The following is a 25,154-nucleotide window of genomic DNA, read 5'->3' on the forward strand; positions in this document are numbered from 1 at the left end:
GGACTGTATTAAAAAATAAAATTTAGGGACAATGATGAAAATAATCACAAAAGCATCTTCTTTGCTGGCATTTTTTGCGCTAGCAAATGTGGCTTATGCACAAGACAATCCGTATTTACCGGAAGCAAAATTGACATCAGACAGTGCAAAAGCCTGGAATGTTGGGGCTGGATTCACCCAAGAAATGATTCATGCGAATGCAGAGTGGGTTAATCCGTATGGAATCGCCTATGCAAAAGCAGGGGTATTCATAGATGATGATTATACTCCCGGTGGTCAGGTTGGATTTCGCTATCCCTACCATCTCACCGGTAAAGATAAAAATGGTTATTATATCGGGGTTTATGCCGGACATATTGAAAGTAAAGGTGTAGACAATGATCTCAAAGCACGACTGGGCGCGGGCGTGGATTTAGCCTATGTTTTGCTAAGCAAAGAACGGATCAGCAGTTTTAGTATCGGTATTGGTGCCGGTGAAGAGTTAAAGAATAGTGCTGGCAATGTCGTTGCTGAAACAGAGCCGACAATACAATTCTCCTATACTTTAAGTATCGGTTTATAGTGAAAATAGTCAGTTTTTATAATTTAGTATTCCGTGATTAAAAAATTAAATATGGATATCGTGCATGTTTGAGTACGTCAACGAATTGTGGCAAACCTTCTTGAATCGCCCTGATTTCTGGGCAGTACTTAGCATCATTCCTGTGACAGCTTTTGTAACCTGGGCGCATGTGTGGATGGCGCTGAAAATGGTATTTTATCCCCTGACGTTTTGGGGATTCCATTTAGGACCATTACCTGTCGGCTGGCAGGGTATTGTGCCACGTAAAGCTGGTCGCATTTCAGGGATTATTACAGATAATACCTTGTCGAAACTGGGTTCATTGCGTGAATTTCTAGATGCCATGGATCCAGAAGATATGGCACGGATCATCGGTGAGCAGGTCGGTTTTGAACTTGAACATCTGATTGATGAAATGATGATTGACCGCAATGCGGTACTTTGGGAAAACTTGCCCTATTCAATTAAACGCCGTATCTATTCGCAAGCGCATAAACAGTTGCCGGGTATTTTAAGAGAACTGGTGACCGAGCTGACCATGAACGTCGAGTCACTTGTGGATATGCGTGAAATGGTGGTTCGCCAGATGGAAGGTGATCGCCGTTTAATGGTGAATATGTTCCTGAAAGTGGGTCAGAAAGAAATCAACTTTATTTGGCATATTAGTGCGTTAATCGGGATGTTCTTTGGTGTATTCCAGATGATCGTCTGGTTTGTTGTGCCCTGGCACTGGACGGTTCCTTTCTGGGCGTCTGTCTGGGGGTTCCTGACCAACTGGATTGCCATCTGGATGGTTTTCAATCCGCTTGAACCGCATTATGTTCGCTATCCACAGTTCTTTGCGCGTACGACAAGCCGCAAGTTTCCCTGGATCAAACCGGTCATTCCGCGGATTGGCACTTATAACATCCAGGGCGCGTTTATGAAACGTCAGGACGAAGTTTCCGATGTTTTTGCGCGAGTAGTCACAGAAGACCTAATTACGTTAAAATCCATTATGACTGAGATGATGTATGGCGGGAAGAAAGATAAAACTCGCCGTATCGTTAAACGCCATATTAATGAAATTATGGAAACTCCGATTGTTCGGACCTCTTTGCAGTTGTCTTTAGGTCCAAAAGAGTATGCAAAACTCAAGACGGACTTGATCGATCGCTCGATTGAAATTACGATGGTGCCTGTATGCGACCCGGCCTTCAATGCGAGCCGTGCACAGAAAATCTATCAAATGTTTAGAGACCGTATTCGAGAGTTGACGCCAAGAGAGTTTCAGAATTTATTGCGTCCTGCCTTTCAGGAAGATGAATGGATTTTGATTGTCTTGGGTGGCGTAACCGGATTTATAGCGGGTACAATACATTTGTTTGTGGCTTTCTTATAATTAGATGCTGGACTACATGGTGAATAGATCGGTTCGCCATGCCAATGCATCACATATATTTGTTAAATGAGGATGTTTTTTTATGCGCATTATATTACTCGGACCACCTGGAGCAGGTAAAGGTACACAGGCTCAGTTGATCTGTAAGCGCTACAATGTCCCACAAATTTCAACCGGTGATATGCTCCGTGCTGCAATTCGTGAAGGTACTGAATTAGGTCTTAAAGCTAAAAGCGTGATGGAAAGTGGTGGTCTCGTATCTGACGAGTTAATCATCGGCTTGGTCAAAGAACGTATTGCTCAACCTGATTGTGTAAACGGTTGCATTTTTGATGGTTTCCCTCGCACAATTCCACAAGCTGAAGCTTTGGAAAATGAAGGTATCAACATTGATCACGTGATTGAAATTGATGTTCCAGACGAAGAAATCGTTAAACGTCTTTCTGGTCGCCGTCAGCATCCAGCTTCTGGCCGTGTTTATCATGTGGTTTACAATCCGCCTAAAGTGGAAGGTAAAGATGATGAAACTGGTGAAGACCTGGTTCAACGTCCAGATGACCTAGAAGAAACCATTCGTAAACGTTTGGGTTCATATCACACTGAAACTGAACAATTGGTAGGTTTCTACCAAGGCCGTGCAGCATCAGGTGAAAATGCACCGACTTATGACAAACTCAATGGCCTTCGTCCAATTGACGAAGTTCAAACTGATTTGTTTGCAATTTTAGATCAAGCAAAATAATTCATATGCCTGTATAGGGTGAATGTTTTGACATTAAAAGAGTCCTAAGTCATATTAGGGCTCTTTTTTATTTGTCTTGTTGACGGGAACTGCCACTGTGAAAATGGGTGTTTTGGTTTTAATGCTGCTGTTTCTGGTAGTTTTGATCGCTTTGTTCTATATGAGCTTTAAAATACTGGGCAAAGTGCGCCAACAAGAACGTGCAGAAAATGCAGCTAAAGCTCCACAGCATCAATTGCATCCGAAGATACAGGCGCAACGCGATCAACAAAAACGCGACCAAGAAAAAGCTGAACAAGAAAAAAATAAATAAACTGCGTATAAAAAGCTGAACTTAAAGTTCAGCTTCAATATTTTTTACCGCAATGCTACGTGCTGCACCGAATTCGAAACGGTCTGGCCAGTTGCAGACATCTGAGACCACACATTCATAACATTTGGGCTTGCGGGCAATACAGCAATAACGACCGTGTAAAATCAGCCAATGATGGGCATCGACAATAAATTCCTTGGGAATGACTTTGACCAGCCGATGTTCAACCTCCAGTACATTTTTACCTATCGCCAGACCGGTACGATTACCTAAACGGAAAATATGCGTATCGACTGCCATGGTCGGATGGCCAAAAGCGGTATTGAGCACCACATTGGCAGTTTTACGCCCCACACCTGGTAATGCTTCCAGATCAGCCCGATTGTTGGGCACCACACTGTTGTGTTTTTCAATCAGCAGCTTGCAGGTTTTAATTACATTTTCGGCTTTTGCATTATATAAACCGATGGTCTTGATATATTCTTTTAAGCCCTCCACGCCTAAAGCATAAATAGTTTCAGGGGTATTGGCCACTGGAAACAGCTTGTCGGTGGCTTTGTTGACACTGACATCGGTGGCTTGAGCAGAAAGCGTAACGGCCACCAATAGCTCAAAAGGATTGGAATAATTCAGTTCAGTTTTGGGATTTGGACGCTGTTCACGCAGACGTTCAAAAAAAATCTGAATCTGCTTTTTGGTCATTTTTTTTACAGGTTTACCCGTTGTGGTCGTCATGGTTTTATCCGTGTAAAGCCTGTAGTTGTTGCTGAAGCTCATCAAGCAGTTGACGCTTTTTTGCATCCTCACGAACTGAAAGCTGTTTTTCTAACTTTTTGATTTGGGTGCGGATTTTTGCAAGTCGAATGGTAGTTATTGCATCATGGCTTACCACAGGATCGGCTGTTTTTTCCACCACCTGAATCTCTGGAACCAAGTCACTTTGCGCTGAAAATTGGGCAAATAAAGCCGTATCAATATTGGCACGAACCACAGGGCCTTTCCGGTTGATACGCCGTTTTTCTTCACGCTGAATATGTGCGTAATAGCGCTTGCGCAGGTCATTTTGTTCAGCAATACGTGCCTCTTCTGTAGGCACGACGTGGTTGTCTTCCACAAGGTCAATACAGTCGACCGGGCAGGGTGGAATACAGAGTTCACAACCGGTACACAGGTCAGTCAAAATGCTATGCATGAGCTTACCTGAACCAATAATCGCATCGACCGGGCAGGCGTTGATGCACTTGGTACAACCAATACATTCATCTTCACGAATAATGGCTTTCATGCGTTGTGGCCGACCATCAGTTTGAACAGGCCAAACACTTTCTTCTGCTGGCAGTTGAGAGCGACCCAGTAATTCTGCCAGAGCATTTGCTACAGGTTGTCCGCCTGGTACACATTTATTTGCCTCTTCACCTTCACTTATGGCTTTTGCATAAGGCAGGCATCCATCTCGATGGCCGCAAAGTCCGCATTGTGTTTGCGGCAACAGGGCGTCAATTTTTTGAATCAAGGTAATTTGAGTGTTCATGTATAACCGGGAGTGCTAGGCAAGCAGCGTGAAAACAATGTGCTGGAGAGCAATACTAGCATGTTTTTACATAGAATTCCTGTGCGCAAAAATGGAACCATAAGTGCATTAATATTGGGCAAAATATTACATTTATATATAGCTAAAAGTTATTCAATTTATAAATAAAATGACTGAATAATTAAATTAAATATATGTTCTATATAGAAAATTGAAGTTTTTTTCAAAAAACTATTGCTGAATAGGTGCAAGTGATATTTAATGTTTTGCGCCAAAATATATCATTGATTGAAATTTTGACCAATTTTGATCCATTTTCTGCTGAGGATTAAGCGTTGAAATACAACAGCCTTAACGACTTCCTAAACTACGTTAAATCACGTGATCAACATCAACCAGAGTTTCTACAAGCTGTAGAAGAGGTAATGACTAGCCTTTGGCCATTCATTGAAAAGAATCCTGAATATGCTGATCATGGATTACTTGAACGTCTTGTAGAACCTGAACGTGCGATTCAGTTCCGTGTTTCATGGGTAGATGACAAAGGCCAAACTCACGTAAACCGTGCTTTCCGTGTACAGTACAACTCAGCTATTGGGCCATTTAAAGGGGGGATGCGTTTCCACCCTTCAGTGAACCTTTCAATTTTGAAATTCCTAGGTTTTGAACAAACTTTCAAAAATGCCTTGACTACATTGCCTATGGGCGGTGGTAAAGGCGGTTCAGACTTTGACCCTAAAGGTAAGTCTGAAGGCGAAATCATGCGTTTCTGCCAGGCATTAATCATCGAGTTGTACCGTCATCTGGGTTCGAATACTGACATCCCTGCGGGCGATATCGGTGTAGGTGGCCGTGAAGTGGGTTACATGGCGGGTATGATGAAGAAACTCAGCAATGACACTTCATGCGTATTCACCGGTAAAGGCCTGACTTTCGGTGGTTCATTGGCTCGTCCTGAAGCAACGGGTTACGGTACTGTGTATTTCGCTGAAGAAATGCTAAAAACTCGTGGCGACAGCTTTAAAGATAAAGTCGTGACTATTTCTGGTTCGGGTAATGTTGCTCAATACGCTGCTGAAAAAGCCATGTTCCTGGGTGCGAAAGTGGTTTCACTTTCTGACTCTGCGGGTACTGTATTCGTTAAAGATGGTTTCACTGACGAACTTCTTGCGGAAGTGATGGAACTTAAAAACGTTCAACGTGGCCGTATTTCCGAGTTCGCTTCTAAACACGGTTTTGAATATCTTGAAGCTCAACGTCCTTGGGGTATCAAGTGTGATATCGCGCTTCCATGTGCAACGCAAAACGAATTAGATGCAGACGATGCAGCTAAACTTCTTGCAAATGGCGTGATCTGTGTTGCTGAAGGTGCAAACATGCCTTCTACACTGGATGCTGTAGAGAAATTCGTTGAAGCGAAAATTCTTTATGCGCCAGGTAAAGCATCGAATGCAGGTGGTGTAGCGACTTCTGGTCTTGAAATGTCTCAAAATGCATTGCGTTTAGGCTGGACGTTTGAAGAAGTTGATGAACGTTTACACGCGATTATGAAAGAAATTCACCGTAACTGCGTGAAATACGGTACTAAAGAAGATGGTACTGTGAACTATGTTGACGGTGCGAACATTGCAGGCTTCGTGAAAGTGGCTGATGCTATGCTTGCTCAAGGCGTATTCTAAGTCTGACTTGGTTTAAGCTTTAAAAAACCGGGGCATTTGCCCCGGTTTTTTATGTCTTGAATAAACTATTTACTTAATAGTTGAGCGTTCAATCGTCATGTCATGGATATACGCATATTTCGACTGATCTGCAGCGGGATGCTTGATTTCATAACGTTTGACACGAATGATTTGTCGCTCGTTGGGGTTATGGGTAAATCCTTCAATCTGGTCATAGAACAAAGTCCAGTCTTTATCGACCTGGGTTTTTACACCGCTTTCACTGTATTTAACTTCCCGAACCTGTAAACAGGTTTGTGGCGCAACACCGCTACATGGTTTAGTTTCAGGTGAGATTTCCAGAAAAATGGTTTCAGCTTGGCTTTGATATTTAGTCTCAGCTGTCATTTTGCCAGTAAAAATATATTTATGACCTGTCGCTGAAATCACCGTTAATGTCGGCTGTTGCGAATCTTTTAAGTCTAAAATAAATGGAGCTTTGCGATTGTCAAATAAATCTTTAGCGACACTTTCTTGTTGCATGGCTTTTGGTTCACATGCCATTAGGGTTCCCATTAGAGGCCCTGTCACAATCTGGTTATGTTCCACTTTCCAGCTGCTGCCCATACCATTACAGCTGGTAGCAATGCTCAAGCGGCCTTTATCGTCAAAATTCAGTACCAATGGTTTAGGTGCAGTACCGGTACGGGTACTCCATTGATAAGAAGCTAAAGTCTGATCGGCTTTTTGTTGATGTAACACTGACACGGCAACATCTCCAGCTTTTTGAATATCGCCAGACTGACATGCGGCAAGCATGAGAGGGAAAAGGGCTATCGCTAAAAATTTAAGTTTCATGTTAAAAGTACTTGGTTTTGAAGAATTTTTATGAGGATATCGTATTGTTATTCAAAAAATATGGATACATTCTGGTGAATTAGGTATCAAAATGTATCCATAACTATAATTTTGTTAATAATTAATAAAAAGTTATGAATCAATCAAAACGGTAAATATCCATACCCAGCGAGCCCATGCTGAAACTGCTATGCACGATACTGAAACGATGTCCGGTCCCCATCGCAAAGAACAGTGGCGCAAAATGTTCCAAGGTCGGATGATTACGCTCTACATAGGGGATATTTTGCCAGTCCAGCACAGCGTCATAATCACCATGGTTCAGTTTGCTCACCACATAGTTACGGAAAGTTGAGGCCCATTCAGGTACAGTAGCAGCTTCACCATGCCATGCCAATTCACGCAGGTTATGGGTAATACTTCCCGAACCGATCATCAACACTTGTCTTTCTCGAAGTGGTGCCAGGGTTTGACCGATTTTATAAATCTCTTCGGCAGACATGTTCATGGGTAAAGAAATTTCTACCACTGGAATATCAGCATTAGGATACATATGCAGCAATGGCATCCATACGCCATGATCACGTGGACGGGTGCTATTGGCATGGGCTGTAAAGCCGGCATTGGCCAAAAGATGCAGAACCTGTTCTGCAAGTTCAGGTTGACCCGGTGCCGGATAGCGGATTTCATACAGCTCAGGCGGGAAACCACGAAAGTCATGCCAGGTTTCAGGGCGTACACTGCTACTGACTTCAAGCGCATTACTTTCCCAGTGCGCAGACATCACAATAATGGCTGCAGGTTTAGGCAGATTTAAACTCAATCGCTCCAGAGCAGGACCGACCTGTTCCGGATTAAGCGCCAGCATGGGTGATCCATGTGAAATAAATAAACCGGGTAAAGTTTGTAAATTCATGATGACGCGCCTAATTCAAATAATATCGATTGAGGATATGATGCCAAATAAAGAGAAATAGAATAAATACAATTTATATCAACATATTGTTTCGTTTATAGAACAATAGAGCAGGACTCAATTAAATGTATGATTTAGGCTTAGAAATACACCAGCTGTAAAACGATTTTGCCAAACTCAAAACATCCTGCTATTAGCTTGCTTAACCCGCCCGATGATAAGGATGATTATTGTTGATACTCATGGCACGGTATAGCTGCTCGATCAGCATGACCCGAACCATAGGGTGAGGCAGAGTCAGCTTGGAGAGTGACCAGTGCCATGCAGCGGCTTTACGCACCGCTTCTGAGTGACCATCCGGGCCACCAATGGCCAAAACCACATCATTGCCTTCAAGCATCCATTGTTTCATGGTTTCGGCCAGTTTTTCAGTACTGAATTCTTTACCGCCAACTTCCAGTGCAATTAAGGTTTCATTATGTTTCAGTGCATTCAGAATGCTTTCACCTTCAATCTGGCGATATTTCAGGATATCGGCTTCAGAATCGTTTTTTCCGCGTTTTGCCATAGGTAATTCTATAATTTGGGTCTGCACAAAAGGCTGGATACGTTTGAAGTAATCTTCAAAACCAGTGAGCACCCAGGCTGGCATTTTTTGACCGATGGTAATAATACGGATTTTCATAAGATTCGATGATTTAAGACTCATCTTTATTATAAACGCTAAAACTGATTTTACTTATTTTTGAGCAACAAATTGCAATTGAAAAGGCGTGCCAGATGCTGCTTTAATCTTCAGCAATAGATTGAATATGCATAAGAAAAGAGGAAGATAATAAATGAGATTAAAAAGGGATAAAAATTTAGGCTTATGGTTGAGCACCTTCCTTTGCACTCTTTTGTTCAATACTTCAAGTTGGGCATTACCGAGCATAGCACCCGCCAGTAGCGATAATTTAAAGGTCTATCTGGAGCAAATTATAGGTCAGCAGGGACATCGTAATTATAAAAACTCACAAGAGCTGCAACGCGTTTCTGCCTGGATTAAAGAACAGATGCGCCTGTTTGGTATTCCGTGCCAGTATCAGAATTATACGGTCAATGGTTCGGGTTATCGTAATGTGGTATGTACGCTCACTGCGGGTCATGCGGACAAGGTGATTGTCGGTGCTCATTATGATGTGTTTGGCGAGCATCAGGGGGCGGATGATAATGCTTCGGGTGTAGCGGGAGTAATTGAAACGGCGCGTATTTTGGCGCAGCAAAAATCGCAGCTCGCAAATAATGTCGAATTTGTATTTTATACCTTGCAAGAACCGCCATTTTTCAAGACTGAACAGATGGGTAGTTTTGTGCATGCCAAATCTGTACAGGCGCAAAAGGAGCAGATTCAGGGTGTTTATATATTAGAGATGATCGGTTACTTTGATGAAAAACTGGTACAGGAATATCCGGCAGGGTTGAAATGGGTGTATCCACAGCATGGTAATTTTATTGCTGCGGTGAGTAATTTACAGTCTTATGATCTGGGGGCGAAATACTGTCAAGCGATGCGTAGGCTCGATCGTTTGGAGTGCCAAAGACTGGTAGCTCCTTCTTTTATTAGTGCCATGGAGGTTTCTGATCATTTGAATTACTGGAAGTTTGGTATTCCGGCCATGATGATTACAGATACGGCTTTTTTCCGTAACAAGCATTATCACACTGCGGCGGATACGCTGAAGACACTCAATATTGGAAAAATGGCCAACGTGATTGATGGTCTGGTTTATAGTTTATTGCTTCAAGCTGATGAATAAAAAACGCAGCCCCTTAAGTGAAAACTGGGACTGCGATCAAAAGGTCATCTACCTGGAGATGTAGATGACCATTCACATAACTTATTAACTACAAATCAATTAGAAACGAACAGCGCATTTAGGGTCTCTATACTATTAGATAAGGGTGAGAAGTAGATTTTTCAAGCCCTTTTCTATTTATATAGTAAAACTTATGCACATAAAAAAAGAGAGCCGAAGCTCTCTTTTTTGTAGCGAATTGCAATTAATGACGGGCTGCTTTGCCTTCTGCAATCGGTTTCACAATCGGTGCCTTCACCAAAGGTTTCGGCGTTTCAGTCAAGGCAAATGGCAAGATCTCATCGATGCTTTTCACTGCCTTAATTTCCAGACCAGCTTTGACATTTTCTGGAATTTCCACCAAGTCACGAACGTTTTCTTGAGGGATGAAGACCAGTTTAATGCCACCGCGATGAGCTGCCAAAAGTTTCTCTTTTAAGCCACCAATACGCATTGCACGACCGCCAAGGTTGGTTTCACCTGTCATGGCAATATCAGCACGAACCGGGATGCCAGTGAAGGCAGAAACCAGGGCAGTGGTGAGTGCCAAGCCTGCAGATGGACCATCTTTCGGTGTTGCACCTTCAGGTAAATGCACATGGATATCGGTTTCTTCAAATCTTGAAGCTTCAATACCTAAGGCATCTGCACGGGTACGAACCACCGTCATTGCAGCGGTAATGGATTCTTTCATGACATCACCGAGTGAACCGGTAGTAATGAATTTTCCTTTACCTTTCATGGCTGCAACTTCAATCGACAATAATTCGCCACCGACTGAAGTCCAAGCCAAGCCATTGACACGACCGACTTGTGCTTCTTCTTCCACCATACCGTAGTCGAACTTATGTACGCCTAAGTAATCAGGCAAGTTTTCCGCAGTCACATCGATATGCAAGTTTTTGGCTTTTTTGCTTACCGCTTCTTTCACGACTTTACGTGCAATTTTTGACACTTCGCGTTCAAGGCTACGCACACCGGCTTCGCGGGTATAACGACGCACGATGTCACGGATCGCTTGTTCATGAATAGTCAGTTCTTTGCTACGTAAACCGTTGTCTTTAATGGCTTTAGGAACCAGATAACGTTCGGCAATATTAACTTTTTCCTCTTCGGTATAACCCGGCAGACGAATTACTTCCATACGGTCAAGCAAAGCTTCAGGAATATTCATGCTGTTCGCAGTACAGATGAACATCACTTCAGAAAGGTCTAGATCAAGATCGAGGTAGTGATCGTTGAACTTGCTGTTTTGTGATGGATCGAGTACTTCAAGCAAGGCTGAAGCCGGATCGCCACGGTAATCCTGTGCCATCTTGTCAATTTCGTCGAGCAAGAACAATGGGTTCTTCACGCCAACTTTGGTCAAAGACTGTACTACTTTACCGGGCATCGCACCAATATAAGTACGACGGTGACCACGGATTTCCGCTTCGTCACGCACGCCACCTAAGGCCATACGCACAAATTCACGACCTGTGGCTTTGGCAATCGATTCACCCAGTGAAGTTTTACCTACCCCTGGAGGACCAACCAGACAAAGAATTGGACCTTTGAGTTTTTTCACGCGAGATTGAACAGCCAAGTATTCAACAATACGTTGTTTAACTTCATCTAGACCATAATGGTCAGCATCCAATATTTCTTGTGCTTTGTTCAGGTTAATGCTGACTTTGCTGGCTTTATTCCAAGGTGTATCTAAAATCGCCTCGATATAATTGCGCACCACGGCAGCTTCACTTGAAGCAGGTTGCATTGCTTTTAACTTACGGAATTCAGATTCCGCTTTTTTACGTACGTGTTCAGGTAAATCGGCTTCTTCAAGACGACGCTCAATTTCAGCCACGTCATCTTCAGCACCGCCGTTCATGTCGGAAAGCTCGCGCTGAATCACCTTCATTTTTTCATTCAGGAAGTATTCGCGCTGGTTCTTCTCCATCTGGCGTTTTACCGAGTCATGCAAAGTTTGCTCAATCTGTTGTTCTTCAGATTGTTGCAACAAATAAGTCATGAGCTCAGTCAAATGTGCTTCAAAGTCATCCTGTTCCAGGAACTTTTGTTTGACATCGATGTTCAATGGCACACGAGTGGCCACGAAGAACAACAGTTGCAATAAATCATCGATTTTATTGGCAGCAGTAATCAATTCACGTGCATTACGTAATTTTGCTTCTGCATATTGTGCAAATAAAGTTCGCAGTTCTTGGACGCGTGTTTCTTGAGAGTCAGCTTCAATATTCACTGTCATTGGGCTAAGTGCATGTTCGGCTGATAAATATGCATCGTTGTCGATGATTTTGACCAGTTTCGAACGGTGTAAGCCCTCAATGAGTACTTTTATACAGTTTTCATCATTTTCATGATTCACAACTTGCATAATCTTCGCGACAGTACCGTATTGATATAAGTTGTCGTGATCAATTTCTTCTGTAAGAGAATCTTGTTGTGCAACTACAAATACCAGATTGTCACTGTTACGGGCCACGTCAACTGCATTGATCGATTTTTCACGACCTACAAATAACGCAATTTGCATGTGTGGATAAACCACCACATCTCGTAGCGCTAAAAGCGGTAATACGCTTGGAACCTGTGTAGTTAAGGTTTCTTGATTCATAATAATTTCAGACATGGGCACTCCTAATGAGTAACAACAGCGTTGCCATATTTTTATAGTGAAGTGTATTTTAAAAATTACAAGGGCAGGGCAAATGAAAATGTATAAAAAATGAGTAAATATGTGATTTTGAAGTATTCCTATTGGTCAAAAATACCAATTCAACGTTTAAAGTGCAGATATTTTGAAGGGGTCAGTAAGGCATCGAGGGGTTGATCCCAGACTTCACGAGGTAAACGCTGCTGAATCAGCTGAAAGTCATGCGCAAGACCAAGCCTATAGGGTTTATTCGGTGCACTGGCCAGGGTTTTGTCGTAAAAACCGCCGCCCATGCCAATACGGGTGCCGTAAATATCACAAGCCAGCAAAGGCATGATTAAAAAATCCAGAACCGAGACATGCAGGCCACGCTGCGCCATAGGCTCTTTCATGCCTAAAGGGTGATATGAAAATTGATTGTTTCTATATTGTTTTTGGCTAATTTGCACCCAGTGCAATTGCTGGTTCATGCTGCAAATCATGGGAAGATAAACTTCTTTACCCAGTTTGAAACAATATTCAATGATGTGTTGGGTATGGATTTCACCAAAGGCATTCAGATAGATGCCGATCTTTTTGGCTTGCTGAAAAGCCTTGATTCGAAGAAGTTGACTCAGTACCTGTTGCTGTGACTGTTTGTGTTGAAAGCTGGAAACGGCTCTGCGCTGATGTCGAAGTTGCTTGCGTAAAAATTTTAAATCCACTGACATCTGTTATAGGTTCCCCAAAATATATACATTTTCATCGTAAAAGCAGTTTAACTGTTTTTCAGCTCTTTCAAAATCGGGCAACAGCTTTCATTGGTGGTTTTACATTCATCTACCCAACTGCTTAAACGGGTTTTGAGTGCCTGCAATTCCTGAATCCTTTGATCAATTTTTTCCAGGCGTTGTTCAATGACATGTCTCACCTGTTCACGATCTTCGAGTTGAAGTTGCAGTAATTCCTGTATTTCACTGAGTTGCAAGCCTGCATCTTTACCTTTTTGAATAAAGCTTAAAGTTTCAATATCTTTGTCATTGTAATAACGGTAACTCTGCGTGGATTCAGGCACGCGCATTAAACCGATACGCTGATAATAACGAATGGTTTCAACATTGACATGACACTGTTTGGCCAGTTTTCCGATGGTGAGCATAAAATATCCTCAAATGACTTGACTCTGTACCTGGGTACAGACTTTATGCTAACACAATGAAAGAATAAAATAGGTGAGTCGGATGAATGAGCAACAAAAATCTTCCTGCTGTGCAAAACAGGATTCAGCTCTTGAATTAGTAACAGTTGATCCAGTCTGTGGAATGAATGTTTCGGAAAGTTCAGAACATTATTTTGAATTGGAGGGGAAAAAATATCTGTTCTGTAGTAATGGCTGCAAACAGAAATTTATCGACTCTCCTGAGCAATATCTTCAACAGCAAAACAAGCCAGCTTCCGGTTGTGGCTGTGCCAGTCGGGCAAAAACTGTTGCATCCTCAAGCTCATGTTGTGGCAGTCAAAAAGCTGAGTCACAACAGTATATTGATCCCGTCTGTGGCATGACCGTGACAGATTTGTCCAAGCCGCATAGCGAATATTTGGGACAAAGTTATTATTTTTGCGGTCAGGGCTGTTTAAACAAATTTCAGGCCAATCCAGAACAGTATTTAGAAAAAAATAAATCTAAAACCTCAGGCTGCGGTTGTGCATCTCAATTAAAAACAGATGAAAAAAAATCTTGCTGTAGTTCTCAAAATCAACAACCAGTAGTGCAATCATCAGGCTGTTGTGCGGGAAATAAAGCGCAAACCGCAGAGCAGGTGAGTGAAACAACTGTTGATCCCGTCTGTGGCATGCAGGTAAAAACAGATTCAAAATGGCACAGCCAGTTTGAATCAAAAGATTATTACTTCTGTTCAGAACGCTGTTTAACTACATTTAACCAGCAGCCTGAGCAATATCTGCAAACCAAGCAAACAGCATCCTCTTGTTGTGGTTCAACAGCAAAAGTCGCAGTTGAAGAAAAGAAATCCAGCTGCTGTGGCGGAACTCATCCTGCATCAGTACAGAGTTCAGAAATTGATCCTGTGTGCGGCATGTCGGTAGATACTTCAACCGATTTAAAAACAGAGTATCAGGCGAAAACTTACTATTTCTGTAATCCGTCCTGCCTGGAAAAGTTTAAAGGCGACCCTGAATTTTATTTGCTTCCAGCAGATCAGCGACCTGTACCGGAAGGCGCGGAGGATATGGATTATACCTGTCCGATGGACCCTGAAATTGTGCAGAAAGGGCCAGGAACCTGTCCAATCTGCGGTATGGCTTTGGAGCCGATGCAACCGACTTTAAATGATGCACCCAATCCTGAGCTGGTCGATTTCAGTCGCCGTTTCTGGATGACTTTACCTTTAACTCTAATTGTATTTGTGTTGGCGATGGGTTCGCATATTCATGCCTTTATTCCGCAGCATATTCAGCCGTGGATTGAACTGGTACTTTCTATTCCCGTCATTCTTTGGGCAGGCAAGCCATTTATAGAGCGTTGCTGGATTTCCTATAAAACCCGTAACCTGAACATGTGGAGCCTGATTGGTGTCGGGGTGCTGGCGGCATTTATTTACAGTGTCGTGGCAACGGTTTTTCCATCCCTGATTCCGATGCAGGCCAAAACCGGTCATGGGGTTGCCGTGTATTATGAAGCGGCCTGTATGATTGTGTCCTTGAGTTTGCTTGGGCAAATCATGGAGTTAAAAGCTCGTGCCAAAACTGCTGATGCCTTAAAATCACTGCTGAAACTGCAACCGCATACTGCAAAGCTGGTGCAGCATGATCAGGTAGTTGAGGTGGATATTGGCATGGTGAAACAGGGTGATATCTTGCAGATTTCTTCAGGTGATCAGATTCCACTCGATGGCATTGTGGTGGAAGGCAAAACCTATGTTGATGAAGCCATGATGACGGGTGAACCTGTTCCGGTGAAAAAAGAAGTTGATGACCGGGTGATTGGTGGGACGGTGAACCAGCAGGGCAGTATTCGTATTCAAACCACGGCAGTGGGTGCCAATACCACCTTGGCGAAAATGATTCAGACCGTGGCGGAAGCACAGCGTTCCAAAGCGCCGTTGCAAAAACTTGCCGATGTATTTGCCAAATATTTTGTGGTGATTGTTTTAGCGATTAGTGTGTTGACCTTTATGGCTTGGATGCTCTTTGGCAAAGCACAGTTTGATCTGGCGCTGATGTGTGCAGTGGCAGTACTCATTATTGCCTGTCCATGTGCTTTAGGGCTGGCAACGCCGATGTCAGTCATGGCCACCACAGGGCGGGCAGCGCAAAAAGGCGTGCTGTTTAAAGATGCTGAAGCGATTGAGGCTTTAAGCAAAGTCACCACTTTAATTGTTGATAAAACCGGAACCTTGACCGAAGGTAAACCGAGCCTGAAAGAGATTAAACTGCTTTCAGATACAGCCCAGCAAGCGCAAGTGGAACAATGGATTGCCTCGATTGAACAGTATTCAACCCATCCGATTGCACAGACTTTAACCAAGCTTATTCCGCATGAGCAACTGTTGAAAGTCATTGATTTTGAAGATGTCACCGGTTTTGGGGTGAAAGGTCAAATTGATGACCAGACCCTGTATGTGGGCAGTCAAAAGCTGATTGATCAATTGGGTTTGCAGCTGCCTGAACATGTTCAAGTGAAGCTGGATGCTCAACGTGAGAGCGGTAATGTGATTAGCTTTCTGGCTAATCAGCAGCAAGTTCTGGCTTATATCTCCATTCACGATGCGATTAAACACAATGCCCATCAGGTAATAAACCAGCTGATTGCTGATGGCATAGAAGTAGTCATGGCCACAGGTGACCATGAACAAAATGCAAAACTGGTCGCAGCAGAACTAGGAATTCAGCAAGTTTATGGCAACTGTACCCCGACTGAAAAATTAGACATCGTGAAAAAATATCAGGCTCAAGGAAAAGTTGTGGCCATGGCGGGAGATGGAATTAATGATGCGCCAGCACTTGCCCAAGCCAATGTGGGTGTGGCAATGGGCAATGGTACCGATATTGCCAAACAGACGGCACAAGTAACTTTGGTGAAAGGAGATATTCGCGGTGTGGCAGATGCCATTCACATGGCTAAATTAGGGGTGAAAAACATGAAGCAGAATCTGGCATTCTCTTTTGTGTATAACGGTTTAGGTGTGCCGGTCGCAGCAGGTATTTTTTATCCATTGACCGGGCTGTTGTTGACCCCGATGCTTGCGGCGGTTGCCATGTCGCTCAGTTCATTATCAGTAGTCATTAATGCTTTGCGACTACAAAAGTCTAAATAACTGAATGCCAGAAGTTAAGTGATATACCCAAGATGAAAATCTTGGGTATTTTTTTGCACAAAATATTGATGAATATAGCGGGGGATGAGATGAAATTTAAAAATGAAAATTTTTTAAAATAGATGAATAAGTATTGTAATAAATCACGCTTAGAATAATAAGAAAAAACACTCCGAAGATGCCGCTGCATGTCGTTACCCTGAACCCGAAGAAGTTCAAGGTGGACGCGACGCATACTTGCTGGGTTTCCCATTCGAAGATGGGCATACACTCTAAATATGCAGAACACAATCCGTAGATTTAAGTATCGGCAGGGATATAGACTCGCTGGCGAACACCTCAGAGATGAAGTAAGTATAACCAATAATGAGATATTGGCAAATCTTCAGTGTTCAGGAACTGTAAACTTAGTTTTCAACTGTCGATACTTTAGTCAATTTAAATGAAAATTAAACTAACTCATCCACTTCTTCTAAAATTGTCGTCAATAAGCGTTCACAGTGTGAGTATTCCTGCAAGGATTTGTTCATGGCCAGCACTTCCTGCATCAGTTCCAGTGCCACCATAATAATCAGCTTGCTGGGTTCAACCCGCGGTGCTTTACGACGAAAATCATCATATTTTTCATTTAATAATTCAGCAGCATGTTCCAGATCGGCTTTCTCGGTTTCCGTGGTTGCCAAGCGGAAATTATGACCCAGTACACGCAGTTCCACAGCAATTTGTTCACTCATGATTAAATATCCTCATTTGCATCGGCTGGGTGAGCAAGCTGTTGAATTTCTTGCGCATGCTGATCTTGAGCAGTACCTAAAATTGCAAGACGCTGAATAATGGCTTCAACTTTGGCTTTAGCATGTTCATTTTTTTGTAACAATCTTTCACGTTCCTGTTGCAAGCCCTGAATTTCCTGTTGAGCAACACGGTGATCATTTTGCATTTTTTCTTTAATGACACGTAATTCATTACGTTCAGCCAGAATTTCCTGAAAACGGTTTTTAAGATCGGTACAACTTTTCTCCAAACGGCTATAACGGTCGGCCAAAGATGCGGCATCTGTATTCAATTGCTTGAATTGGGACTGGGTTTCGCTTAATTGCTCGCTCAGATTATCTATTTCTTCTTGTTTTTGGGTGATAATGCCATTTTTTTGCACAATTTGGGCATGATGATGCTCGGCAGAATTTTCTTTTGCCGCGGTGAGTGCACTATTTTCACTTTCATAATGCGTAAGTCGCGTTTTTAAAACGCCAATATGCGCCTGTAGACGCTGTAATTCTTCTAACATATGGTAGTCGCACAGTATTGCAAACAAAGGTAATATATACGAAGTATAGAGATTGGATAAACGAATGCAAGACGATATTTCAGGTTGGTCGGAATGGCACCACAATTTTTCAAAAATTGAAGAGATTTCAAGCCCAAGTGAGTTACATGGACTACTTACGGGTATTGTTTGTGTTACTCAGGCACCGACAAGTGAGGAATGGCAACAAATTTTAGCCACGCTGGAAATCCCCGCATTGGACGAGCATATTTTAAATGTCTTAAGCGATGAAGCGGAAGATGTGGCACACGCGCTATCCGAAGATGAACTCGACTATCTTCCTTTACTTCCTGATGATGAACATGTGCTTGCAGACCGTGTACAAGCCTTGGCAGACTGGTGTGCCGGTGTGGTTCTGGGTTTTGGTTTGGCCTCAGGACATATCCGTCAAGATGAAATGGAACTGATCGAACATCTGCAAGATGTAGCAGCAGTCGAGTTTGATGCGTCGGATGATGACGAAGAAGGCGAAGAAAGCTATCAGGAACTTTACGAGTTTGTGCGCTTGATTCCTGTCAGCCTGTCTTTAGGTCGTAAAAAGGTAGAAGTGGCAGAAACCCCATTGTTGCAAAATATTCAGCCGCAGTTGCAAAAAAATAGCGCGACTACAGAAGCCAGCAGTGTAGTGGAAATGTTTACTCCACATCGTCCGAGCTAATTCGGGCGATTTTATTCAAGAACAGACCCTTTAAAAGTTATAACCTACTCATAAAAGACAAAAGTACACTTAATGATGAAACTGACTCAAGCAGATTTTCAGGAACGTCGTGACCGCCTGGCAGAAGAAATGGGTCCGCACAGTATTGCAATTATTGCCACCAGTCCGGTTGCTATGCGTAACCGCGATGCGGATTATAAATTCCGTGCAGACAGCAGCTTTTTCTATCTGACCGGCTTTGCAGAGCCTGAAGCAGTAGCCGTGATTGAGACTTTTGAATCGATTGATGAAGGTTATACCTATAGTCTGTTCTGCCGTGAACGTAACCGCGAGATGGAAATCTGGAACGGTTACCGTGCCGGTGTAGACGGTGCAGTGGATGATTACGAGGCGGATGAAGCCTACGCGATCGATCTGTTAGATGAAGAAATTATCGAGAAACTGCTCGATAAACAAAAATTGTTCTATCGGATTGGCCAGCAGGCCGATTTTGATGCCCGTGTAGCAAAATGGATTGCTCAGGCCAGTGGTGAATCACGCAAAGGTACTTCAGCACCTGCGCATGTGATTCAGCTGGACCGCATTCTGGATGAAATGCGTTTACACAAATCCGAAAAAGAAATTAAGTTGATGCAACTTGCGTCGAATATCAGTACTGAAGCGCATACCCGTGCCATGCAAACCGTGAAACCGGGCATGATGGAATACGCACTGGAAGCAGAATTGAATTATGTGTTCGGTAAAAATGGCTGCCTACCTTCCTACAACAGTATTGTTGGCGGGGGTAAAAATGGCTGTATCCTACATTATGTGGAAAATGACAAAGAGCTCAGAGATGGTGATTTGGTGCTGATTGATGCAGCATGTGAATATCAGCTATATGCCTCCGACATCACCCGTACTTTCCCGGTCAATGGCAAGTTTAGTCCTGAACAAAAAGCCTTGTATGAACTGGTTTTAAAAGCACAGCTTGCAGCGATTGATGTAGTACGTGTCGGCAATTCCTATAAAGAACCGCATAATGTTGCGGTGCGCATTCTGGTTCAGGGCTTGCTGGATTTAGGCCTTATGCAGGGTGATCTGGAAGAAATTATCGAAAAAGAAACTTTCCGTCAGTTCTATATGCATGGTACCGGTCACTGGCTGGGCATGGACGTACATGATGTTGGTTCATATAAAATTGATGGTGAATGGCGTACTTACGAAGACGGCATGGTGGTGACTGTTGAGCCAGGTCTGTACATTGCACCAGATGATGAAACTGTAGATGCAAAATGGCGTGGTATTGGCATTCGTATTGAAGATGATGTGGTTGCTACCGAAAATGGTCCACTGGTGCTCACCAAAGATGTGGTGAAAACGGTAGAAGATATTGAAGTGTTGATGGCTCAAGCAAAAGCAGCCTAAGCGAAAGTGTATGTTAAAAGCCGGTCGAAAGATCGGCTTTTTTATTGTTTTACATTTAAAACAAATTCCAAGATCTATTTCACGTGAACATGAGATTATTTTGAGCCTAAATATTATATTATAGCTTTTTAAATTTCCTACTTTCTGTCATTTCGAACATTATGGGCTGTGTTCATGCATAACATTCAATTTCACAACTTTGAGGAAGCAGGAAAACAAGTTCTTGAATATCTTCATGAAAATTTAGGTTTTGGCTTGTGGATGATCACTCGTGTAGAGGGTGAGAATTGGATTGTGTTACAAGCAGAAAATGAAAAATATAATGTTAAAGCGGGAAATTTTTTTCGTTGGGCTGATTCATTTTGCTACCATATGGTACAAGGCAAAACGCCAAATATCGCTCCATGTGTGAGTGATATTTCACTGTATGCGAACGCAGCTATTAATCAAAATTTATCGATTAAATCGTATATTGGTCAGGCTTTATTTAATGAAGATGGCTCTGTGTTTGGCACCATGTGCGCAATTGATACTGAAATTAAGCCAAACGATATTTTAAAAGATGCACCATTGGTGCAGCTACTCGGCAGTTTATTAAGCTCTATCCTGCAAGGTGAATTACGTGAAAATCAGCAACGTCGATTACGTGAACGTTTTGAAGTTGAAGCTTTAACTGATGGGCTAACAGGATTATTTAATCGCCGTGCCTGGGATCGTCTTGTTGAGTCAGAAGAAGGTCGATGTCGGCGTTTTGGTTTGCCAGCGACGATTTTTAGTATCGATTTAAATGACTTGAAACAAGTGAATGACCAATTTGGTCATGCACAGGGCGATCACCTTATTCAGAAGGCAGCAGAACTGTTGCTGAAAACCACTCGAAGCAATGATGTGGTTTCACGTTTAGGGGGTGATGAATTTGCTATTTTATGCCCTGAAATGTCGATGTTCGATGCGGAAGTTTTGTTTAAGCGTCTGATCAGTGTGTTTTTAGAGGAAAATATTCACGTTGCAATAGGCTATGCAACTCGACAATTAGATTCCGATTTACCTGGGGCATTTATTAAAGCTGATAAAAATATGTATGAACATAAGCGGCAAGTGAAGCTAGAAAACACGAACGTTTAGGTACTCATGCTGATATCAATAAATCTCAGTAAAAGCCGGTCAGTTGATCGGCTTTTTTACTTACGTTTATCGCCAATAATTCAAATAAAACTCACCAAGTTAAAAATTAGAACCTATAAAATGACACTAACTCAACACAGAAAATCGGTTTTTAGCATTAAAACAACATATTAACTCCAGTTTCGTTCTCATAATTTTGATCATTAAATATACAGTTGGAGAAATTTATGAAACTTAATACGATTGACTGGATTGCCTATGCTTTAGCGATTATTGGTGGCCTAAACTGGGGCTTAATTGGTGCATTCAACTTTGATTTGGTCGCTGCGATTTTTGGTGAAATGAGCACTCTATCTCGAATTGTTTATGTCCTGGTGGGTTTGTCTGCACTCTATTTAATCTATACAGGCACGAAATTAGGCAGAACAGTACATCATACTGACACACATACAAATATTGTGCGTTAACAGCCAAGGTTTGAATGTATAGATTAACTTGAATCTTGATGAAGTTGATTGTTGCGTCATTTATATCATCGGCTTATTTGCATGACTTAATTGTCCTAAACAAAAACGGAGCCTAAGCTCCGTTTTTTATGAGAATAAGTTGAGAACTATATGTTTTTCTGTGGGAAGCTTTAATTGATATTGAGCTTAGGAATCATTATTTCAACATATTTTGCTATGGTAGAAACTTTAAAATTATTCCTACAATTCGAGTAATAGTGAAAATTCCCCGTATGGCGAAAAGGTAGCAATGCATGAACATCTGTATAGCCGAATTTAGCCACACTTCCATATCATGAACAAGCAAAGTTCTAATTCATTATAAAAATGAAAATCTTTGATGTAATATAAAATCCATTACAGCTTATACGTATTTCGATTAAATCTCCTGAATTCGAATACCTGATAAAAAAAGGATGAAAGCATGCAGCAAGAAGTCATCATTGTTGGCGGCGGTATGGTCGGACTCAGTCTGGCTTTAATGTTGGCAAAGGCTAATATCGGGGTGAAGCTGCTCGAAGCCATCAAATACCCAAATTATGATGATGCCAATCTTGCACCTTATCACTCCAGTTTTGATGCACGAAACAGTGCCTTGTCACGACGTAGTGTACAGATTTATCAGGAATTGGGCTTATGGAATGCCTTGCAAGAACATGCCACCCCTATTTTAGAAGTGCATATTACCGAACAGGGCAGCTTTGGTAAGGCGCGTTTAAAAGCAGAACAGGAAAAAGTCGAAAGCTTTGGTCAGGTGATTGAAAATGCCTGGCTGGGCCGTGTACTACTGACTGAAGTACGTCAACAGCCTTTAATTGAATTGATTGATGGCGTACAGGTCACCTCACTGAAACAAGATTCTGATCAAGCTTTTATTGAAGCACAACGTGGCGAAGAAACATTATCTTTACAAGCAAAACTGCTGATCGCTGCCGATGGCCGTGACTCATTCTGCCGTAAAGCCCTAGGGATTGGTGCTTCAGAGCATGATTATGATCAGGTGGCGATTGTCACTACTGTGCAAACCTCAAAACCGCATAACCATGTTGGCTTTGAACGTTTTAGTCCACTTGGACCTTTAGCATTATTGCCATTACCGGGTGAATATCGCCGTTCGGTGGTCTGGCCGGTGAAAAAAGGTACAGAAGGGGAATGGTTAGGCGAAGAAAACGACCAGCACTTCTTAGATGCCTTACAGGAAACTTACGGTGACCGAGCCGGCAAATTCCAGAAAACGGGTCGTCGTTTTAGTTTCCCTTTATCACAAGTTTTAGCAGAAAAGCAGGCAGTTGGTCGTGTGGTGCTGATGGGCAATGCGGCGCATACCATTCACCCTGTAGCAGGTCAGGGCTTTAACCTGTGTATGCGTGATGCCTATGTCTTGGTGCGTTATTTAACTGAACAACTGGCACAAGCAGCCGACTTGGGTGATGCAGTCATGCTGCTGGAGTATGAAAAATCCCGTCTAACCGATCAACAACGGGTGATCAAGTTCTGTGACAGTGTGGTGCGTGGTTTTAGTAACCAGAATCCCATCCTGAAATTAATACGCAATACCGGACTGGTGGCTTTTGATACCATTCCAGGGATTAAGCCGCTGGTGGCCAACTATGCCATGGGGTTGAAAGCATGACACTTAATCAAAATAGTAAAGTTCGTGATGTAGTGATTGTGGGTGGCGGTCTGGTTGGTGGTCTGACTGCATTATTGCTTGCTCAAGGCGGCGTGCAGGCGACAGTACTGGATGCGGCTCCCATTCTAGATGCAGAAAAAACCAAGGCGATTGCCAATCCGCGTGTATTGGCATTAAGTCAGGCGACTATTCATTTACTAAAAACGGTCGGGGTGTGGGAAAAGCTAGCACGTCAGATGCCTTATAGTGGCATGCAGGTGTGGAATAAAAACGGCTACGGTGAAATCAATTTCGGTCAGGTATCTATAACAACACCAATGGCTGAACAGGCATTGGGTTCAATGGTCGAGCCGAGTATCCTCAATCTGGCGATTCAGCAACAAATGCTGCAGCAGCTTGAAGATTACCGCACTCAGGTTAAAGTGACAGCTATAGAGCAGGGTGTAGCAGGCATTTGGTATATCCATCTGGCGGATGGAACCCAGCTGAAAACCAAGCTGCTGATTGGTGCAGATGGTGCCAATTCTTTTGTCCGTGAACAAGCCTTTATTGATCTGGATATCCTCGATTATAAGCAGGCTGGCCTGACCTGCGCGATTCGTACAGCTCAGCCTCATCAGCATGTGGCCCGACAGATTTTTCTGGAAACGGGACCGTTGGCCTTTTTACCGATGGCCAGTTTAAAGCCGGAACAGGATGGCTATTGGCAATCGATTGTCTGGACATTACCAGACGATTATGCAGCAGAATATGCCGCTTTAAATGATGCCGATTTTACTGCGTTGCTCACGCGTGAAAGCCATCACATGCTGGGTGAGGTTGTAGAAGCAACGCCACGAGCGCAGTTTCCGCTTAAAGCACGTGCTGCACAGCAGTATGTCAAAGCCGGTTTAGCCTTGATTGGAGATGCTGCACATGTGATTCATCCGCTTGCCGGTCAGGGGGTGAATATTGGTTGCCTGGATGCCGCCATTTTATGTGATGCACTGCTGCATGATCTAAAACGTGGGGTATGGGCACATGAACAAACCTTGCATCGCTATGAGCATCGCCGTAAAGGTCAAAATGATGCCATGATGCACAGCATGTCTGCGATTGGATGGATGGAAACCACAGCGCTTTTCCCGGTGGTTTGGGCCCGAAATTTCGGCTTAAAACAGGTGGAACAACATGCGGCATTAAAAGATGCCTTTATGTCACAAGCCAATGGATTACAAACCTTAAAAGACACTTGTTATGCAGTTTGAGGTTGAACAACTGTTTTTTGTACAAATATTTATACAAGTTTACTTTTTTGATTAAAAAAGATACGATTTTTTTAAAATTGACCCTATGCGAAACGTGCAGAGATTGTTAAATTTCTTCCTAATTCGCAATCAATTTAAATTGGATTGATAGAAGTCATTGGTGGGGAGAAAGAAAGATGACAGATATGAATGACTACGATGATGTAGAAGAAACTGCAGTCGATGAAGATGAAGCAAAAGCTGCTGAAAAAGGTGCATCTGACAGTGATACAACTGCAACTGATGGTGATGTTGCCGAAGCTGAAACACTTACAGTGACTGCCAAACTGAAACAGCGTCAAGCTTTGGAAGATGAAGTTGCTGCTTTCCTTGCTCGTGGTGGTCGCATCACTGAAGTACCTGCAGATGAGTCAGCAAAAGATTAATTGAATCTTTTGCCGGGTTTTTCTACAGAATAAAAAAGCATCACTTTGGTGATGC

The 25,154-nt window shown here is 42.8% G+C and carries 24 protein-coding genes and 1 other RNA gene; 14 read left to right on the forward strand and 11 right to left on the reverse strand.

Translation table 11 applies throughout. From position 1 onward, the window contains the following. Nucleotides 1-43: 43 nt before the first annotated feature. The 4 genes from LZZ98_RS04150 to LZZ98_RS04165 all read left to right on the forward strand — a co-directional run bounded on the left by LZZ98_RS04150 (nt 44) and on the right by LZZ98_RS04165 (nt 2,998). Nucleotides 44-562 (forward strand): hypothetical protein, encoded by a 519-nt coding sequence (locus LZZ98_RS04150; protein WP_442862686.1) that lies wholly within the window; start codon nt 44-46, stop codon nt 560-562. Between the two features lie 64 nt (nt 563-626). Then, nucleotides 627-1,943, forward strand: a complete 1,317-nt coding sequence (locus LZZ98_RS04155) for a hypothetical protein (protein WP_086175227.1) — start codon at nt 627-629, stop codon at nt 1,941-1,943. Between the two features lie 82 nt (nt 1,944-2,025). After that, on the forward strand, nt 2,026-2,685 hold the full coding sequence (gene adk / locus LZZ98_RS04160) for an adenylate kinase (protein WP_086175228.1): 660 nt from the start codon (nt 2,026-2,028) through the stop codon (nt 2,683-2,685). A gap of 97 nt (nt 2,686-2,782) precedes the next feature. Then, on the forward strand, nt 2,783-2,998 hold the full coding sequence (locus LZZ98_RS04165) for a hypothetical protein (protein WP_237786764.1): 216 nt from the start codon (nt 2,783-2,785) through the stop codon (nt 2,996-2,998). A gap of 21 nt (nt 2,999-3,019) precedes the next feature. On the opposite strand, the gene nth is transcribed toward LZZ98_RS04165, so the two are convergent. Next, nucleotides 3,020-3,733, reverse strand: a complete 714-nt coding sequence (nth, locus tag LZZ98_RS04170) for an endonuclease III (RefSeq protein ID WP_237786765.1) — start codon at nt 3,731-3,733, stop codon at nt 3,020-3,022. Between the two features lie 4 nt (nt 3,734-3,737). Continuing rightward, entirely contained in the window at nt 3,738-4,529 is a 792-nt protein-coding gene (locus tag LZZ98_RS04175; RefSeq protein WP_237786766.1) for an RnfABCDGE type electron transport complex subunit B, read from the reverse strand. Between the two features lie 335 nt (nt 4,530-4,864). On the opposite strand from LZZ98_RS04175, the gene gdhA reads away from it, so the two are divergent. Further along, nucleotides 4,865-6,208, forward strand: coding sequence for an NADP-specific glutamate dehydrogenase (gene gdhA / locus LZZ98_RS04180; protein ID WP_237786767.1), 1,344 nt, complete (start codon nt 4,865-4,867; stop codon nt 6,206-6,208). A 69-nt stretch (nt 6,209-6,277) separates the two neighbouring features. On the opposite strand, the gene LZZ98_RS04185 is transcribed toward gdhA, so the two are convergent. The 3 genes from LZZ98_RS04185 to rlmH form a co-directional block, all read right to left on the reverse strand. Then, entirely contained in the window at nt 6,278-7,045 is a 768-nt protein-coding gene (locus LZZ98_RS04185) for an META and DUF4377 domain-containing protein (protein WP_237786768.1), read from the reverse strand. A gap of 139 nt (nt 7,046-7,184) precedes the next feature. Continuing rightward, nucleotides 7,185-7,961, reverse strand: a complete 777-nt coding sequence (locus tag LZZ98_RS04190) for a dioxygenase family protein (protein ID WP_237786769.1) — start codon at nt 7,959-7,961, stop codon at nt 7,185-7,187. Nucleotides 7,962-8,163: 202 nt separating this feature from the next. Next, nucleotides 8,164-8,646 carry a 23S rRNA (pseudouridine(1915)-N(3))-methyltransferase RlmH gene (rlmH, locus tag LZZ98_RS04195; protein ID WP_086194926.1) on the reverse strand — a complete coding sequence of 161 codons (483 nt, stop codon included), beginning with the start codon at nt 8,644-8,646 and terminating at the stop codon, nt 8,164-8,166. Nucleotides 8,647-8,800: 154 nt separating this feature from the next. On the opposite strand from rlmH, the gene LZZ98_RS04200 reads away from it, so the two are divergent. Continuing rightward, on the forward strand, nt 8,801-9,760 hold the full coding sequence (locus tag LZZ98_RS04200; protein ID WP_237786770.1) for a M28 family peptidase: 960 nt from the start codon (nt 8,801-8,803) through the stop codon (nt 9,758-9,760). 244 nt (nt 9,761-10,004) lie between these two features. Here LZZ98_RS04200 and lon read toward each other — a convergent pair whose 3' ends face one another. The 3 genes from lon to LZZ98_RS04215 all read right to left on the reverse strand — a co-directional run bounded on the left by lon (nt 10,005) and on the right by LZZ98_RS04215 (nt 13,593). Next, nucleotides 10,005-12,431 (reverse strand): endopeptidase La, encoded by a 2,427-nt coding sequence (gene lon, locus LZZ98_RS04205; protein ID WP_237786771.1) that lies wholly within the window; start codon nt 12,429-12,431, stop codon nt 10,005-10,007. A gap of 146 nt (nt 12,432-12,577) precedes the next feature. Then, entirely contained in the window at nt 12,578-13,165 is a 588-nt protein-coding gene (locus tag LZZ98_RS04210) for a 5-formyltetrahydrofolate cyclo-ligase (protein WP_237786772.1), read from the reverse strand. A gap of 47 nt (nt 13,166-13,212) precedes the next feature. Beyond that, a complete protein-coding gene (locus LZZ98_RS04215; protein ID WP_237786773.1) occupies nt 13,213-13,593 on the reverse strand; it encodes a MerR family transcriptional regulator in 381 nt (126 codons plus the stop codon). 82 nt (nt 13,594-13,675) lie between these two features. Here LZZ98_RS04215 and LZZ98_RS04220 point away from each other — a divergent pair, with 82 nt between their 5' ends. Next, nucleotides 13,676-16,771, forward strand: a complete 3,096-nt coding sequence (locus LZZ98_RS04220) for a heavy metal translocating P-type ATPase (protein WP_237786774.1) — start codon at nt 13,676-13,678, stop codon at nt 16,769-16,771. 166 nt (nt 16,772-16,937) lie between these two features. Here LZZ98_RS04220 and ssrS read toward each other — a convergent pair. From ssrS to LZZ98_RS04235, 3 genes are all read right to left on the reverse strand, one after another. Further along, nucleotides 16,938-17,120: non-coding RNA, 6S RNA (ssrS, locus tag LZZ98_RS04225), on the reverse strand. Nucleotides 17,121-17,220: 100 nt separating this feature from the next. Then, on the reverse strand, nt 17,221-17,505 hold the full coding sequence (locus tag LZZ98_RS04230) for a cell division protein ZapA (protein ID WP_237786775.1): 285 nt from the start codon (nt 17,503-17,505) through the stop codon (nt 17,221-17,223). Between the two features lie 2 nt (nt 17,506-17,507). Next, entirely contained in the window at nt 17,508-18,059 is a 552-nt protein-coding gene (locus tag LZZ98_RS04235) for a hypothetical protein (protein WP_237786776.1), read from the reverse strand. Between the two features lie 64 nt (nt 18,060-18,123). Here LZZ98_RS04235 and LZZ98_RS04240 point away from each other — a divergent pair, with 64 nt between their 5' ends. The 7 genes from LZZ98_RS04240 (at nt 18,124) to LZZ98_RS04270 (ending at nt 25,099) form a co-directional block, all read left to right on the forward strand. Continuing rightward, the gene (locus LZZ98_RS04240) at nt 18,124-18,756 is read left to right on the forward strand and encodes a UPF0149 family protein (protein WP_237786777.1); all 633 of its coding nucleotides are present in this window, start codon (nt 18,124-18,126) and stop codon (nt 18,754-18,756) included. Nucleotides 18,757-18,831: 75 nt separating this feature from the next. After that, nucleotides 18,832-20,163: a Xaa-Pro aminopeptidase gene (gene pepP / locus LZZ98_RS04245; protein WP_237786819.1), complete on the forward strand. Its 1,332-nt coding sequence runs from the start codon at nt 18,832-18,834 to the stop codon at nt 20,161-20,163. A 174-nt stretch (nt 20,164-20,337) separates the two neighbouring features. After that, entirely contained in the window at nt 20,338-21,288 is a 951-nt protein-coding gene (locus LZZ98_RS04250; RefSeq protein WP_237786778.1) for a GGDEF domain-containing protein, read from the forward strand. Nucleotides 21,289-21,515: 227 nt separating this feature from the next. Next, a complete protein-coding gene (locus LZZ98_RS04255; protein WP_237786779.1) occupies nt 21,516-21,755 on the forward strand; it encodes a DUF378 domain-containing protein in 240 nt (79 codons plus the stop codon). Between the two features lie 463 nt (nt 21,756-22,218). Then, a complete protein-coding gene (gene ubiH / locus LZZ98_RS04260) occupies nt 22,219-23,427 on the forward strand; it encodes a 2-octaprenyl-6-methoxyphenyl hydroxylase (protein ID WP_237786780.1) in 1,209 nt (402 codons plus the stop codon). Then, a complete protein-coding gene (locus LZZ98_RS04265) occupies nt 23,424-24,674 on the forward strand; it encodes an FAD-dependent monooxygenase (protein ID WP_237786781.1) in 1,251 nt (416 codons plus the stop codon). The genes ubiH and LZZ98_RS04265 overlap by 4 nt, the downstream gene beginning before the upstream one ends. 176 nt (nt 24,675-24,850) lie before the next feature. After that, the gene (locus tag LZZ98_RS04270; RefSeq protein ID WP_086175247.1) at nt 24,851-25,099 is read left to right on the forward strand and encodes a hypothetical protein; all 249 of its coding nucleotides are present in this window, start codon (nt 24,851-24,853) and stop codon (nt 25,097-25,099) included. The last annotated feature ends 55 nt before the right edge of the window (nt 25,100-25,154 follow it).

The sequence above is a fragment of the Acinetobacter sp. SM34 genome (assembly GCF_022012365.1).
Classification (GTDB): domain Bacteria; phylum Pseudomonadota; class Gammaproteobacteria; order Pseudomonadales; family Moraxellaceae; genus Acinetobacter.